This is a genomic window from Vogesella fluminis (assembly GCF_014652335.1).
GTDB lineage: Bacteria > Pseudomonadota > Gammaproteobacteria > Burkholderiales > Chromobacteriaceae > Vogesella > Vogesella fluminis.
Genome location: NZ_BMYP01000015.1, coordinates 26,658 through 40,883, shown reverse-complemented (window position 1 = coordinate 40,883; position 14,226 = coordinate 26,658). Strand labels below are relative to the sequence as shown.

At 66.1% G+C, this 14,226-nt stretch carries 11 protein-coding genes; 8 read left to right on the top strand and 3 right to left on the bottom strand.

The annotated features are described in order from the left end of the window. Positions 1-174 precede the first annotated feature (174 nt). The 8 genes from rfbB to IE083_RS07725 all read left to right on the top strand — a co-directional run bounded on the left by rfbB (position 175) and on the right by IE083_RS07725 (position 8,122). Positions 175-1,242, top strand: coding sequence for a dTDP-glucose 4,6-dehydratase (gene rfbB / locus IE083_RS07760; protein ID WP_189353042.1), 1,068 nt, complete (start codon positions 175-177; stop codon positions 1,240-1,242). Continuing rightward, the gene (gene rfbD, locus IE083_RS07755) at positions 1,239-2,147 is read left to right on the top strand and encodes a dTDP-4-dehydrorhamnose reductase (protein WP_189353041.1); all 909 of its coding nucleotides are present in this window, start codon (positions 1,239-1,241) and stop codon (positions 2,145-2,147) included. The genes rfbB and rfbD overlap by 4 nt, the downstream gene beginning before the upstream one ends. Then, positions 2,144-3,013, top strand: a complete 870-nt coding sequence (rfbA, locus tag IE083_RS07750; RefSeq protein WP_189353040.1) for a glucose-1-phosphate thymidylyltransferase RfbA — start codon at positions 2,144-2,146, stop codon at positions 3,011-3,013. The genes rfbD and rfbA overlap by 4 nt, the downstream gene beginning before the upstream one ends. Before the next feature lie 59 nt (positions 3,014-3,072). Further along, positions 3,073-3,615 carry a dTDP-4-dehydrorhamnose 3,5-epimerase gene (gene rfbC, locus IE083_RS07745; RefSeq protein ID WP_189353039.1) on the top strand — a complete coding sequence of 181 codons (543 nt, stop codon included), beginning with the start codon at positions 3,073-3,075 and terminating at the stop codon, positions 3,613-3,615. A gap of 138 nt (positions 3,616-3,753) precedes the next feature. Continuing rightward, positions 3,754-4,086 carry a DUF2249 domain-containing protein gene (locus tag IE083_RS07740; RefSeq protein ID WP_189353038.1) on the top strand — a complete coding sequence of 111 codons (333 nt, stop codon included), beginning with the start codon at positions 3,754-3,756 and terminating at the stop codon, positions 4,084-4,086. Between the two features lie 307 nt (positions 4,087-4,393). Continuing rightward, the gene (locus tag IE083_RS07735) at positions 4,394-4,933 is read left to right on the top strand and encodes a VOC family protein (protein WP_189353037.1); all 540 of its coding nucleotides are present in this window, start codon (positions 4,394-4,396) and stop codon (positions 4,931-4,933) included. 196 nt (positions 4,934-5,129) lie between these two features. Then, positions 5,130-7,091, top strand: coding sequence for an acetoacetate--CoA ligase (locus IE083_RS07730; RefSeq protein ID WP_189353036.1), 1,962 nt, complete (start codon positions 5,130-5,132; stop codon positions 7,089-7,091). Between the two features lie 182 nt (positions 7,092-7,273). Then, positions 7,274-8,122, top strand: a complete 849-nt coding sequence (locus IE083_RS07725) for a hypothetical protein (protein ID WP_189353035.1) — start codon at positions 7,274-7,276, stop codon at positions 8,120-8,122. A 41-nt stretch (positions 8,123-8,163) separates the two neighbouring features. Here the strand turns inward: IE083_RS07725 and IE083_RS07720 are convergent, their stop codons facing one another. From IE083_RS07720 to ilvD, 3 genes are all read right to left on the bottom strand, one after another. Continuing rightward, a complete protein-coding gene (locus IE083_RS07720) occupies positions 8,164-10,101 on the bottom strand; it encodes a RecQ family ATP-dependent DNA helicase (RefSeq protein WP_189353034.1) in 1,938 nt (645 codons plus the stop codon). 124 nt (positions 10,102-10,225) lie between these two features. Continuing rightward, complete coding sequence (locus IE083_RS07715; RefSeq protein ID WP_189353033.1) at positions 10,226-11,842, bottom strand: methyl-accepting chemotaxis protein; 1,617 nt, start codon at positions 11,840-11,842, stop codon at positions 10,226-10,228. Between the two features lie 412 nt (positions 11,843-12,254). Beyond that, a complete protein-coding gene (gene ilvD / locus IE083_RS07710) occupies positions 12,255-14,111 on the bottom strand; it encodes a dihydroxy-acid dehydratase (RefSeq protein WP_189353032.1) in 1,857 nt (618 codons plus the stop codon). Between the last annotated feature and the right edge of the window lie 115 nt (positions 14,112-14,226).

Here is a 14,226-nt window from a genome sequence, read left to right as displayed (position 1 = left end):
GCCAGCCGGCGGCCAACGGTCGCCGGCTGCCCGTTGCGCTTTGCCGCTGCCGGCGTGATGCCGGCGGCTCGTGTTGCACCGCCAAGGCAAGTACAATCCGGCAACAAGCAGAGCCGTGGCGGTGCGCCGCCGCACTGCGACCTTCCCGATCGACTTTCGCAAGCAAAGAGCAACATGACCATTCTGGTAACCGGTGGTGCCGGCTTCATCGGCGGCAATTTCGTGCTGGACTGGCTGGCCGGCAGCGACGAGCCGGTCGTCAACCTGGACAAGCTGAGCTACGCCGGCAATCTGCAGACGCTGGCCAGCCTGCAAGGCGACGAGCGGCACCGCTTCGTGCACGGCGACATCGGCGACCGCGCGCTGCTGGGCCGCCTGCTGGCCGAACACCAGCCGCGCGCGGTGATCCACTTCGCCGCCGAGAGCCATGTCGACCGCTCACTGCACGGCCCCGGCGACTTCATCGACACCAATATCGTCGGCACCTTCCAGCTGCTGGAAGCAGTGCGCGGCTACTGGAGCGGGCTGCCCGCCACCGGCAAGGCCGCCTTCCGCCTGCTGCACGTATCCACCGACGAGGTCTACGGCACGTTGGCCGCAGACGACGCCCCGTTTACCGAGCAGCACCGCTACCAGCCGAACAGCCCCTACTCCGCCAGCAAGGCCGCCGCCGACCATCTGGTACGCGCCTGGCACCACAGCTACGGCCTGCCGGTACTGACCACCCACTGCAGCAACAACTACGGCCCCTACCACTTCCCCGAGAAGCTGATCCCGCTGGTGATCCTGGGCGCGCTGGCCGGCAAGCCGCTGCCGGTTTACGGCGACGGCCAGCAGATCCGTGACTGGCTGTTTGTCACCGACCACTGCGCCGCCATCCGCCGCGTGCTGGACGCCGGCGCACCGGGCGAGACCTACAACGTCGGCGGCTGGAACGAAAAAACCAACCTCGACGTGGTGCGTACCATCTGCCGCCTGCTGGACGAATTGCGGCCGCGCGCCGATGGCAAGAGCTACGCCGAACAGATCAGCCATGTGCAGGACCGCCCCGGCCACGACCGCCGCTACGCCATCGACGCACGCAAGCTGCAGCGCGAGCTGGGCTGGAAACCGGCCGAAACCTTCGACTCCGGCATCCGCAAGACCGTGCAGTGGTATCTGGACAACCCGGACTGGGTCGCGGGCGTCAGCAGCGGCCGTTACCGCGACTGGCTGGACCGGCAATATGGAGAACAGTCATGAGCCATCCGGCAAAGATCCTGATCACCGGCGCCAGCGGCCAGGTCGGTTTCGAACTCCGGCGCGCGCTGGCGCTGCACGGCCGGCTGATCTGCCCGGACCGCAGCCAGTTCGACCTGGCGCAACCGGCAACGCTGGCCGCGGCGCTGGATGCCTGGCGGCCCGACATCATCGTCAATGCCGCCGCCTATACCGCCGTTGACCGTGCCGAAGACGAACCGGCACTGGCCCACGCCGTCAACGCCGACGCCGTCGCCGTACTGGCGCAGTGGGCTGCGGCCAACGATGCGCTGCTGCTGCACTACTCTACCGACTACGTATTCGACGGCCACAAGGACGGCGCCTGGCGCGAGGACGACGCCGCCAGCCCGCAATCGGTCTACGGCCAGAGCAAATGGCTGGGCGAGCAAGCCGTCCACGACAGCGGCTGCCGCCACTTCATCCTGCGCAGCTCGTGGGTGGCCGGCGTCTACGGCCAGAACTTCCTGAAGACCATGCTAAGGTTGGCCGCAAGCCGCGACAGCCTCGCCGTGGTCGCCGACCAGTTCGGCACGCCGACACCGGCCAGCCTGCCGGCCGACGTGGCGGCCAACCTTGTCGCGTGCTGCCTGGCCGATACGGCCCAACCCTACGGCACCTATCACGTTGCCGCCCGGGGGCGCACCAGCTGGCATGGCTACGCCGGCTTCGTCATCGCGCTGGCACGCGACGCCGGCTGGGCACTGATGCTGCCGCCGGACGGCCTGCACGCGATCAGCAGCGACGAGTACCCGCAACAAGCCGTCCGCCCGGCCAACTCGCAACTGGATTGCAGCAAGCTGATGCACACCTTCGGCCTGCAGCTGCCGTCGTGGCAGGAAGGCGTGACGCAGGTATTCCAGACCCTCGATAACGCGAGAAAACCATGACGCGCAAAGGCATCATCCTGGCCGGCGGTTCCGGCAGCCGCCTGTACCCGGCCACCCTCGCCGTCAGCAAGCAATTGCTGCCGATCTACGACAAGCCGATGATCTACTACCCGCTGAGCACGCTGCTGCTGGCAGGCATCCGCGACATCCTGATCATCTCCACGCCGCAGGACACGCCGCGCTTCCGGCAGCTGCTGGGCGACGGCAGCCAGTGGGGCATCCGGCTGGCGTACACGGTACAGCCCAGCCCGGACGGGCTGGCACAGGCCTTCATCCTCGGCGAGGCCTTCCTCGCCGGCGCCCCGTCGGCACTGGTGCTGGGCGACAATATTTTCTACGGTAACGACTTCCAGAAGCTGCTGCACCGTGCCTGCACCCGGGACAGCGGCGCCTCGGTATTTGCCTATCACGTCAATGATCCGGAGCGCTACGGCGTGGTGGAATTCGACACCGCCGGCCGCGCCATCAGCATCGAAGAGAAACCGCAGCAGCCCAAGTCCAGTTACGCCGTCACCGGTCTGTACTTCTACGACGGACAGGTAGTCGATATCGCCAAATCGATCAGGCCGTCGCCGCGCGGCGAACTGGAGATCACCGACATCAACGCCGCCTACCTGCGTCAGGGCACACTGGACGTGCAGACCATGGGCCGCGGTTATGCCTGGCTGGATACCGGCACCCACGAGTCGATGCTGGCCGCCAGCCAGTTCATCGCCACCGTGGAGAACCGTCAGGGCCTGAAAGTGGCCTGCCCGGAAGAAATCGCCTACCACGCCGGCTGGATCGACGCCGCCCAGGTAGAAAAACTGGCCGCCCCGCTACAGAAAAACGCCTACGGCCAATACCTGCTGGCCATGCTCCGCTAATCCTGCCGGGGTTGGCCGCAAGCAGCATTGCGGCCAACCTTGCATCACCGGGCCCCCGCATGAACATCCTTGATACCGCCATTGCCGACCTCAAAATCATCGAGCCGAAAGTCTTTGCCGACGAACGCGGCTTTTTCTACGAGAGCTTCCACCAGCAGCGCTTCGATGACGCCATCGGCCGCCACGTCGGATTCGTACAGGACAACCACTCCCGCTCCGGCCGCGGCGTGCTGCGCGGCCTGCACTACCAGCTGCCGCCGCAGGCGCAAGGCAAGCTGGTGCGCTGCACAGCCGGCGAGGTGTTCGATGTTGCCGTCGACCTGCGCCGCGGCAGCACCACCTTCGGCCGGCATTTCAGCACCATCCTGTCTGCGGCCAACCATCGCCAGCTGTGGATTCCGGAAGGCTTCGCCCACGGCTTCGTCGCACTCAGCGAACAGGCCGAAGTGTTGTACAAAACCACCGCCTACTGGAGTCCGCAGCATGAGCGCGCCATACGCTGGGACGACCCGCAGCTGGCGATTGCCTGGCCGCTGCGCGACCATCTGCAACTATCGTCCAAGGACCGCTCGGCACCGCCGCTGGCCGATGCCGAGTTCTGAGAACCTGTTCAAGGTCTTTTTGCAGCGCGTGACCCCGAAGGGCTGGCCCCTCCTGCCGGCGCCCCGTACTTGTTCTGCCTCAAGGAAAGCCGTACCACGGGCGCGTAAGCTGCCCACTGTTTCTGACAGGAGCACACCATGCACACCCACACCCCCGATTTGTCCGTTTTCCCGTTTGATGCACGCGGCGTCGCCAAGCGTTTCCGCCATGCCGCCATTTTTGGCGCACTGGAATCGCTGAACCACGGTGAGCGCATGCGCTTCATCAACGATCATGACCCGCTGCCCCTGCTCAGCCAGATCGAGCAACGCTACGGTGGCCAGGTGCTGATCAACTACATCGAGCGCTCGCCGCAACAGGTCGTTATCGACTTCACCATCCACGTTGCCGACAGCGAGCCGGCTCCGGCCCCGGCCCAACAGCAAGGCGGTTGTGGCGGCGGTGGCGGTTGCGGTTGCTCCGGCGGCTAAGCATCACGAAAACGGGCCGGCATCTTGCCGGCCCGTTTTTTCATCCGCCGCCGGCTCCTTGCCGGCCTGCCCGGAAATGCCGGGCATATCACGCCCCTGCCGTTCCCCTTTGCCTCACCGGCATCCGCGGCAGACTGCCGCCCGCCCCGGCTGATTGCATTTTGCAGCGCCCCTGCCACTCCCCGCCTCGCCATCCGCCGCGCCAGCAATGGCAACCGTGTTTGCCGTCGCCACTGGTCATCACCGCAATCCGTGCCAGACTGAAACCAGTGCCACGGCACAGCCACAGCTCACGGGGAGAACCATCATGCTGATCAAGAAAATCCACCACGTCGCCTATCGCTGCAAGGACGCCAAGGAAACGGTGGAGTGGTACGTGAAACACCTCGACATGAAGTTCGTGCTGGCGATCGCCGAGAACGAGGTACCGTCCACCAAGGCTCCGGACCCGTACATGCACGTATTCCTCGACGCCGGCCAGGGCAACATCCTCGCCTTCTTCGAGCTGCCGACGCGGCCACCGATGGACCGCGACCGGAACACGCCCAACTGGGTGCAGCATCTGGCGCTGGAGGTGGACTCGCTGGACACCCTGTTCGCCACCAAGGCCCGGCTGCAGGCCGCCGGCATCGACGTGATCGGCCCCACCGACCACACCATCTTCCAGTCGATCTACTTCTTCGACCCCAACGGCCACCGCCTGGAACTGGCCTGCAACACCGGCACACCCAGGATGATGCAGATGCTGGACGAGGTGAAGTGGGACATGCTCAACGAATGGGCGGAAACGCGCAAGGCGCCACAGCACGCGCGCTGGATGCACGACGGCAGCTACTCCGAAGACTGAGCCGCCGCGCTTGCGGCCAATCTGGCACAAGGTTGGCCGCAACACGCCGCCAGCCGGCCACACGCGGCACCGATCGCGCGGCCGGCGACCTATACCGCGGGCATGGCTGTGCAGTAAACTGGCCGGCAAACAGCTTTACATCATAAAGAACGACACCCTTGAGCGACCCCACACGCTTCCTGAGGAGAGACTTGATATGCACGCAGCAGACCATCCGATCTGGCAGCCGTCGCCGGCCCGCCTGAGCGCCACCCACCTGACCGCCTTTACCCGGCTGGCGGAAACGCTGGACAACCAGCGCTATCCCGACTATTCCAGCCTGTGGCACGCCAGCATCGAGCGCCCGGAGCGCTTCTGGAGCCAGCTGTGGGACTACGCCGGGGTGATCGGTGACAAGGGCAGCGTGGCGCTGGAAGACAAGGACGGCATGCGCGCCGCGCGCTTCTTCCCGCAGGCGGCGCTGAACTACGCGGAAAACCTGTTGCGCCGCCGCGATGACACGCTGGCGATGGTGTTCTGGGGCGAGGACAAGGTCAAACGCGAGCTGACCTGGTGGGAGCTGTCCGATCTGGTGTCGCGCCTGCAGCAGGCGATGCTGGCGCACGACATTGCCGAAGGCGACCGCGTCGCCGGCTACATGCCCAACATGCCGGAAACGGTGGCCGCGATGCTGGCCGCCAGCAGCATCGGCGCGGTGTGGACCAGTTGCTCGCCGGACTTCGGCACCGACGGCGCGCTGGACCGCTTCGGCCAGACCGCGCCGCGCCTGCTGTTCTGCCCGGACGGCTACTGGTACAACGGCAAGCAGGTCGACATCGCCGAAAAGATGCAGATCATCTCCAGCGGCCTGCCGTCGGTGGAAAAAGTGATCGTGGTGCCCTACCTGGAACGCGCCGACGCCTTCGCGGAAACGGTGCCCAAGGCCGTCACCCTGGAGCGCTTCGTCGGCAGCTTCGTCGCCAGCGAGCTGCTGTTCCGCCGCGTCGGCTTCAACCACCCGCTGTTCATCCTCTATTCCAGCGGCACCACCGGTAAGCCGAAATGCATCGTGCACGGCCACGGCGGCACCCTGCTGCAGCACCTGAAGGAGCACCAGTTGCACGCCGACGTGCACGCCGGCGACCGCCTGTTCTACTTCTCCACCTGCGGCTGGATGATGTGGAACTGGCTGGTGTCCGGCCTTGCCAGCGGCGCCACGCTGATGCTGTTCGACGGCTCGCCGTTCGCCAAGGGCGGCCACATCCTGTGGCAATACGCCGAGGCCTATCGCTGCGCGCAATTCGGCACCTCGGCCAAGTACATCGACGGCCTGAAGAAGATCGACCTGCAGCCCAAGCGCGACTACGACCTCAGCTGCCTGCGCGCGGTGTTCTCCACCGGTTCGCCGCTGGTGGCGGAAAGCTTCGACTGGGTGTACGACGCGATCAAGGACGACATCAATCTCGCCTCCATTTCCGGCGGCACCGACATCGTGTCCTGCTTCGCGCTGGGCTGCGCCAGCCTGCCGGTATACCGCGGCGAGCTGCAGTGCCGTGGCCTGGGCATGGCGGTGGAGATCTGGAACGACGCCGGCCAGCCGGTGGTCGGCGAAAAGGGCGAGCTGGTGTGCACCAAGCCGTTCCCGTCGATGCCGGTGGGCTTCTGGGGCGACGCGGACGGCGAGAAGTACCGCAAGGCCTACTTCGAGCGCTTCGACAACGTGTGGTGCCACGGCGACTACGCCGAGCTGACCGAGCACGACGGCATGATCATCTACGGCCGCTCCGACGCGGTGCTCAACCCTGGCGGCGTGCGCATCGGCACTGCCGAGATCTACCGCCAGGTGGAGACCTTCGACGCGGTACTGGACAGCATCGTCGTCGGCCAGCGCTGGCAGGACGACGAGCGCGTGGTGCTGTTCGTCAAGCTGCGCGACGGCTGCGAGCTGGACCAGACGCTGCAGGCCGCCATCCGCGACAAGATCAAGAACGGTGCCAGCCCGCGCCACGTACCGGCCAAGATCATCGCCGTTGCCGACATCCCGAAGACCATCAGCGGCAAGATCGTCGAGCTGGCGGTGAAGAACGTGATCCACGGCCTGCCGGTGACCAACCTCACCGCGCTGGCCAATCCGGAGGCGCTGCAGCTGTTTGTCGACCTGCCCGAGCTGCAGGACTGAGTGTTGCGGCCAACCCTGGCCCGAGCCGGCCCGGCCGGCTCCGCCGGGGCCATACCGTTAAGAACCTGTTCAAGGGACATCCGCTGTTTTCTACCGCCACCACATGCCGCAACGCCTGACGCATGGCGGGCAATGGTGTAGGCTAGGCCCCAACCGCCACGCACGATTGAAACCATGCCGCCATGTCCAACCGAAGCCTGAAAACGCCACCGAAAACCGACAAGACCGCCAGCGAGCCGGAAGCTGCCCCGCTGCCATCGCCGGAGGACGAGAGCCATCTTGCCGGCCGCAGCACAGCGCAGGCGGAACAGCTGATCGCACTGTTCGACAACGGCGTGCCGATCTACCTGTTCAGCCGCATCAGCAGCGGCCACTCCGCCCAGTCCGACTTTTTCCGCATCCAGTTTGTTACCTATGCCCGCGCCGAAGGCAATCGGTGGTTGTCGCTGAGCGGCGAGGCTTCCGAATGGATGGCCACCCGCAACTGCCTGCAGGTGGCGGTCGATCATCCGTCACAAACCGTATCGTTCGGGCCGAAATCCGGCTTCAGCCTCAGCCCGGAGATTGCCGGTCTTGGCCTGTCCGGCTATGCCTATTCACAGGCCATCAACTGGCTGAAACAGCGCTATCCGGATTATCGCGTGCTGCCCAGCGTGCTGCCGGCACCGGAAGCGGAGGGCGAAGAAGCGCGCACGCACCGCAACAGCCGGCTGGCGGCGCACGGCTTCGATTTCGAGTGGGACGACAGCACCCAGGTGCACGGCCGCTATTACAAGGCCAGGGTGCGGCAGCTGATCAGCGGCTGGGACAGTGCCAAGGTCACCGAGATATCGCTCAGCGCACTGCTGGGCACCATGTCACGCCACGACGAGGAACACGCCGAGCTGCAACAAAAACTGCATGGCCTGCAGACGCAGGAGCACTCGCTGGAAACCTCGCTGCACAAGGAAAAACAGACCAACCTGCTGCTGACCGGCATCACCTGCTTCGTGCTGATCTTCAGCCTGCTGGGCGCGCTCGGCTTCTACTGAGCGCGCCGCCGCTTGCGGCCAACGTTGGCCGCAACCTCCCCTTATTCCCTCGCCACCGACAACAGTGCGCGCACGCCGGCAAACGGATAGCCGGCGAAGCGGCCGAAGCCGGGCAGCCGCGCCGCGCGCAGTGCCGTCAGCCGCGGCAGGGTGATGCCGCACAGGAAACAGGCCGCCAGATGCGCATCCGCAGCCGCGCCCAGCTTGTCGTGCAGCGCCGCCAGCGCGCCGTGCAGCATGGCGGCGTCCAGCGCAACCTGTTCCGGCGCCGCCGGCAGCCGCGCCGGCTTGCCGCGGCACACCAGGCAATGGCCGCACTCGCGCGGCGCGGCGCTGTCGCCGAAGTAGCTGGCCAGCGCGAAACTCAGGCAGCTTTCCGTTTCGAATAGCTGCAGCATCTGCTGCAGGCGCATCAGCTCGCTGTCCTCGCGCGCCTGGAACTGGCGATAGAGGCTGGCGGCCAGCGTGGCGACATCGAACGTGGCGTCGTTCACCGCGTACACCTCGGTCATCTGCTTGGTCTCCAGCGTCAGCCAGCCGCGCTCGTCCATGAATTCCAGCGCCGTCACCGCGCGCTGGCGCTGGCCGGGGAAAGCCTGCAGGAAGCTGTCGAAGTCGAAGGCGTACCAGCTGCGCCCGAGCTTGCTGTGCGCCAGCAGCGCGGCAACGAACTCGCGGCGCTCGTCCTTGAAGTGCGCCAGCAGCGCCGCCTCGTCCTCGCGCAGCTGGAAGCGGTACTCGCTGTAGTAGCTGTACTGCGCCTGCAGCACGCCCTGCACCTCCAGATACACCAGCAGCGTCTTCAGCGGCAGCTGGCGGATATTGCTGTCCGCCGACAAGCCGTACAGCGTCATCTCCCACTGTCCGTGCTGCGCCTCGTCGCGGATGCGCTGCAATACCTGCGCGATCGACGCCTGCTGCGGCGTGTCGCCGTAGACGAAGTTCTCCAGCACGTGCAGGCCGTCGCGGTTGCCCAGCAGCGTGCACAGCGACACCTCGCCGTCGCGGCCGGCGCGGCCGATTTCCTGGCTGTAGTTTTCCACCGATTTCGGCAGATCGTAGTGGATCACCTGGCGGATATTGCCCTTGTCGATGCCCATGCCAAAGGCAATGGTGGCGACGATCACCAGCGTATCGCCGCGCATGAACTCGTCCTGGATCTGCTCGCGCAGCGCGCTGTCCAGCCCGGCGTGGTAGGCGGCGGCGCCGACGCCCTGCGCCTGCAGCCGTGCGGCCAACGTTTCCGCGGTCTGCTGCTGGGTGACGTACACCACGCAGGCGGCGCCCGGCGTGCGCGCCAGCAGCTTCAGCAGCATCGCGTCCTTGTCCGCCTGCGCCACCGCGCGCACGTGCAGGTGCAGGTTGGGACGGTAGAAGCCGGTGACGGTGATGTGTTCGGGCGCAATGTCGAAGCGGCGCGCCATGTCCTGCATCACCGCCGGGGTGGCGGTGGCGGTCAGCAGCAGCACCTGCGGGATGTTCAGCTGCTGGCGGTATTGCGGCAGCTTCAGGTAATCCGGGCGGAAGTTGTGGCCCCACTCCGAGATGCAGTGCGCCTCGTCCACCACCAGCAGCGACAGCGGCACCTCGGCGATGAAGCGGCGGAAGCGCTCGTTCTTCAGCCGCTCCACCGACACCATCAGCACCTTGATGCGCCCGGCGCGCACGTCGGCCATCACCTGCTGCGCCTCGTCGCGGCTTTGGCTGGAGTCGATCGCCGCTGCGGCGATGCCTTTCTGCTGCAGGAAGGCCAGCTGGTCGCGCATCAGCGCCAACAGCGGCGAGATCACCAGCGTCAGGTGCGGCAGCTGCGTCGCCGCCAGCTGGTAGCACAGCGACTTGCCGGAGCCGGTGGGGAAGATCGCCATCGCGGAATGACCGTCCAGCAGCGCCTGCACCACCTCGCGCTGGCCGTCGCGGAAGCCGTCAAAACCGAAATACTGCGCCAGCGCGGCGTCAAGCGGGGAAGGAGAGGTCATCGGAGGCTCCGGCGGCAAAGGCGCAAGGAGAACACACTCCCCGGCCACTGCCAAGGTTGGCCGCAGGCCGTGCCGGTAACAGCCGCCACCGGCGTGGCCGGCGGCGGGTACGAACAGGCGGCGCTTAACCGAGGTGGAACTTGGTCACCGACTGGTGCAGCTCGCCGGCGAGGCCGTGCATGCTCTGCGTCGCGTCGGCGGCGGCACGCGCCGCGGCGGCGTTGTCGCTGGCACTGCCGGCAATGCCTTCAACATTGACGGCGATGTCGTTGCTGGCCACGCTCTGCTCCTTCAACGCCAGCGAGATGTCTTCCACCGCGCGCAGCACCGCCGCCGACGCCTGCTCGATGCTGGCGATGGCGTCGCCGCCCTCGTCGGCCAGTGCGCGGCCGGCAGCGACGCGCTCCACCGTCTCCACCATCGCCCGGCTGGTATCGGCCGACAGGCGGCGTATCTGCTCGATCTTGTCGACAATATCGCCGGTGGCCTGCGCGGTGCGCTCCGCCAGCTTGCGCACCTCGTCGGCGACCACGGCAAAGCCGCGCCCCAGCTCGCCGGCGCGCGCCGCCTCGATCGCCGCGTTCAGCGCCAGCAGGTTGGTCTGATCGGCAACATCACGGATCACACCGACGATGGAGGAAATATTGCCGACATCCTCCACCAGCCGCTGCAGGCTTTGCGAGGCGGTACCGACCACGTCGCTGATCACCCGCATCTCGTCCACTGCCTTGCGCACCACCGCCGCACCGTCACGCGACAGCTGGCCGGAATTGCGCCCCAGCTCGTGCGCGTGCTCGGCGTTGGCGGCGATATGATTGATGCCGACCGTCATCTGCTCTATCGATGCCGCCATCGCGGTCGCGGCTTCACTCTGGTTATCGGAGCCGCCGGCAACACGGTTGACGTTATCCATCAGTCCGTCGGCCACCGATACCAGGTAGTCGGCATTGGTAATCACCTGCCCCACCATGTCACGCAGGTGCTGCTGCATGTCGGCAATGCTGGCCAGCAGGCTGCCCTGTTCTGCCTGGCTGACATCAACCGCCGTATCCAGCCGCCCGGCGGAAATGGCCGCCACCACTTCCACCGCGTAGACCGGCTCACCGCCGAGCTGACCGATCAGGCGGCGGCCGATGACATAGCCGAGGGCCAAGAGCAACAGCAACAAACAGCACAGACCGGCACCGAGGAACAGCGCCTGGCGCTGCACTGCATCGTCGATATGGTCGACGTAGATGCCGGTGCCGATCACCCAGCCCCAGCGCGCCGTTTTTTCGACCATCGCGATCTTGCCTACTGGCTGCGAAAAGCCCGGCTTGGCCCAGTGGTACTCGGCCACCCCGCCGCCGGCCAGGGCCTGGCGGAAGGCTTCACCGAGGTTAACGCCGTTGGGGTCAACCTGCGCCGTCATGCTGGTGCCGACCAGATTGCCGCGAATCGGGTGGCCCAGGTAGGTGAAGCGCTCATCGGTGACGAAGAAGTAGCCGTCCTCGCCAAAGCGCATCGCCATCACCGCGGCCATCGCCCGCCGCCGCGCCTCGTCCTCGCCCAGCGTCGCCGCCTGTGCCTCGTAGCTTTCCACCAGTCTGGCCGCGCTTTGCGCCAGCTGACGGGTATCGCGTACCGCCTGCTCGGTCAGGGTCTGGCCAAGATTGAACAACGCCCAGATCGTCATCAGCACGATGCCGATGGCGGCCGCGCCCACCATGACCATGAACTGGGCCTTTACTGTTTTGAACATGCGTCTCTCCCGCTTACTGTCTGTTTTTCGTCACGCAATGCTGCGTGCATCATCCGCCTGCCGCCTGCCACTCGTTCCGGATAGCCCAATCTGACTGTAGCAGGCAACCCTCACCAATCAAGCCGCAGCGCCTGCAGCTTGCAGCCACTCACGCTGCCGGCCCTTCACTACCGGCCGTCCGGCAATACGAGCAGCCAAACATGCACACCTGATTATGTTTGTTTCTCTATCGAAACAGAACCATAAAAAACACATATCTTTTTAATATGCTGGTAACAGCATGGTAGCGGCAGCACGCCCGGCAAACTGTGACAAATCGTAAGCAGCGCTGCGACGGCCATGAAAAACGGCAGCCCGCAGGGGCTGCCGTTTTTTGGGGGTGCGGCCAACGTTGGCCGCAACGGGGTGTGACTTACTTGCGTTCCACCTGCGACACGTCGCGCACCGCGCCGGTGTCGGCACTGGTGGTCATCGCGGCGTAGGCACGCAGCGCCGGGCTGACCACGCGCTGGCGGTCGAGCGGTTTCCACGCCTGCGCGCCACGCGCTTCCTGTACGGCGCGGCGTGCGGCCAACGTTTCATCACTGACGGCCAGACGAATGCCACGATTGGGGATGTCGATCTCGATGCGATCGCCCTCTTCCACCAGGCCGATGGCGCCGCCTTCGGCCGCTTCCGGCGACACGTGGCCGATGGACAGGCCGGAGGTCCCGCCGGAGAAACGGCCGTCGGTCAGCAGCGCGCACGCCTTGCCCAGGCCCTTGGACTTCAGGTACGAGGTCGGGTACAGCATTTCCTGCATGCCCGGGCCGCCTTTCGGGCCTTCGTAGCGGATCACCACCACGTCGCCGGCCACCACGCTGTCGGCCAGAATCGCCGCCACCGCGTCATCCTGGCTTTCGAACACGCGGGCGCGGCCGGTGAACTTGAGGATGGAGTCGTCGACGCCGGCGGTCTTCACGATGCAGCCGCGCTCGGCGATATTGCCGTACAGCACGGCGAGGCCGCCGTCCTGCGAGTACGCGTGTTCCTTGTCACGGATGCAGCCCTCGGTGCGGTCGTCGTCCAGCGTCGGATAGCGCATCGACTGCGAGAAGGCGATGGTGGTCGGCACGCCGCCCGGCGCAGCGCGGTAGAAGCGGTGCACCTCGCTGTCGGCGCCGTGACGGCGGATGTCCCACGCTTCCAGACCGGCGCCCATCGTGGCGCTGTGGATGGTCGGTACCTCGCGCTGGATCAGGCCGGCGCGGTCCAGCTCGGACAGGATGGCGACCACGCCACCGGCGCGGTGCACGTCTTCCATGTGGTACTTCTGCGTCGCCGGCGCCACCTTGGACAGGCAGGGCACGCTGCGCGAGATGCGGTCGATGTCGGTCATCTTGAAGTCGACACCGGCCTCGCTGGCGGCAGCCAGCAGGTGCAGCACGGTGTTGGTGGAGCCACCCATCGCCACATCCAGGCTCATCGCGTTCTCGAACGCGGCCTTGGTGGCGATGCTGCGCGGCAGCACGCTGTAATCGTCCTGCTCGTAGTGGCGCTTGGTGATGTCCACGATCAGGCGGCCGGCGCGCAGGAACAGCTCTTTCCGATCCGCATGGGTGGCCAGCATCGAGCCGTTGCCAGGCAGCGACAGCCCCAGCGCCTCGGTCAGGCAGTTCATCGAGTTGGCGGTGAACATGCCGGAGCAGGAGCCGCAAGTCGGACAGGCGGAGTGCTCCACCTTGTCCACGTCCTCGTTGGAGATCGCGCTGTTGGCGGCCTCGACCATGGCGTCGACCAGGTCCAGCTTGCGCTCGGTGCCGCGCCAGTTGACCTTGCCGGCCTCCATCGGGCCGCCGGACACGAACACCACCGGGATGTTCAGGCGCAGCGCGGCCATCAGCATGCCGGGGGTGATCTTGTCGCAGTTGGAGATGCACACCAGCGCGTCGGCGCAGTGGGCGTTGACCATGTACTCCACGCTGTCGGCGATCAGGTCGCGGCTTGGCAGCGAGTACAGCATGCCGCCGTGGCCCATGGCGATGCCGTCGTCGACGGCGATGGTGTTGAATTCCTTGGCCACGCCACCGGCCTTCTCGATCTCGCGCGCCACCAGCTGGCCCATGTTATGCAGGTGCACGTGGCCGGGTACGAACTGGGTGAAGGAGTTGGCGATGGCGATGATCGGCTTCTGGAAGTCCTCGTCCTTCATGCCGGTGGCGCGCCACAGGGCGCGGGCACCCGCCATGTTGCGGCCGGAAGTCGAGGTCTTGGAACGGTATTGAGGCATGATGTGTCCTTGAATGCAGTAATGGCTTTGTCGCTTTGATCTGGCGGCGCGTCGCGGGCCGGGCGGGATATTGCCCGGCCGGTAGAACTTGCGAGTGCCGGCATGTTCTACACAT

Coding starts and splice junctions, on each gene's coding strand:
- rfbA (WP_189353040.1), top strand. CDS start 2,144: ATGACGCGCAAAGGCATCATCCTGGCCGGCGGTTCCGGCAGCCGCCTG.
- IE083_RS07725 (WP_189353035.1), top strand. CDS start 7,274: ATGTCCAACCGAAGCCTGAAAACGCCACCGAAAACCGACAAGACCGCC.
- rfbB (WP_189353042.1), top strand. CDS start 175: ATGACCATTCTGGTAACCGGTGGTGCCGGCTTCATCGGCGGCAATTTC.
- IE083_RS07730 (WP_189353036.1), top strand. CDS start 5,130: ATGCACGCAGCAGACCATCCGATCTGGCAGCCGTCGCCGGCCCGCCTG.
- ilvD (WP_189353032.1), bottom strand. CDS start 14,111: ATGCCTCAATACCGTTCCAAGACCTCGACTTCCGGCCGCAACATGGCG.
- rfbC (WP_189353039.1), top strand. CDS start 3,073: ATGAACATCCTTGATACCGCCATTGCCGACCTCAAAATCATCGAGCCG.
- IE083_RS07740 (WP_189353038.1), top strand. CDS start 3,754: ATGCACACCCACACCCCCGATTTGTCCGTTTTCCCGTTTGATGCACGC.
- IE083_RS07715 (WP_189353033.1), bottom strand. CDS start 11,842: ATGTTCAAAACAGTAAAGGCCCAGTTCATGGTCATGGTGGGCGCGGCC.
- IE083_RS07735 (WP_189353037.1), top strand. CDS start 4,394: ATGCTGATCAAGAAAATCCACCACGTCGCCTATCGCTGCAAGGACGCC.
- rfbD (WP_189353041.1), top strand. CDS start 1,239: ATGAGCCATCCGGCAAAGATCCTGATCACCGGCGCCAGCGGCCAGGTC.
- IE083_RS07720 (WP_189353034.1), bottom strand. CDS start 10,101: ATGACCTCTCCTTCCCCGCTTGACGCCGCGCTGGCGCAGTATTTCGGT.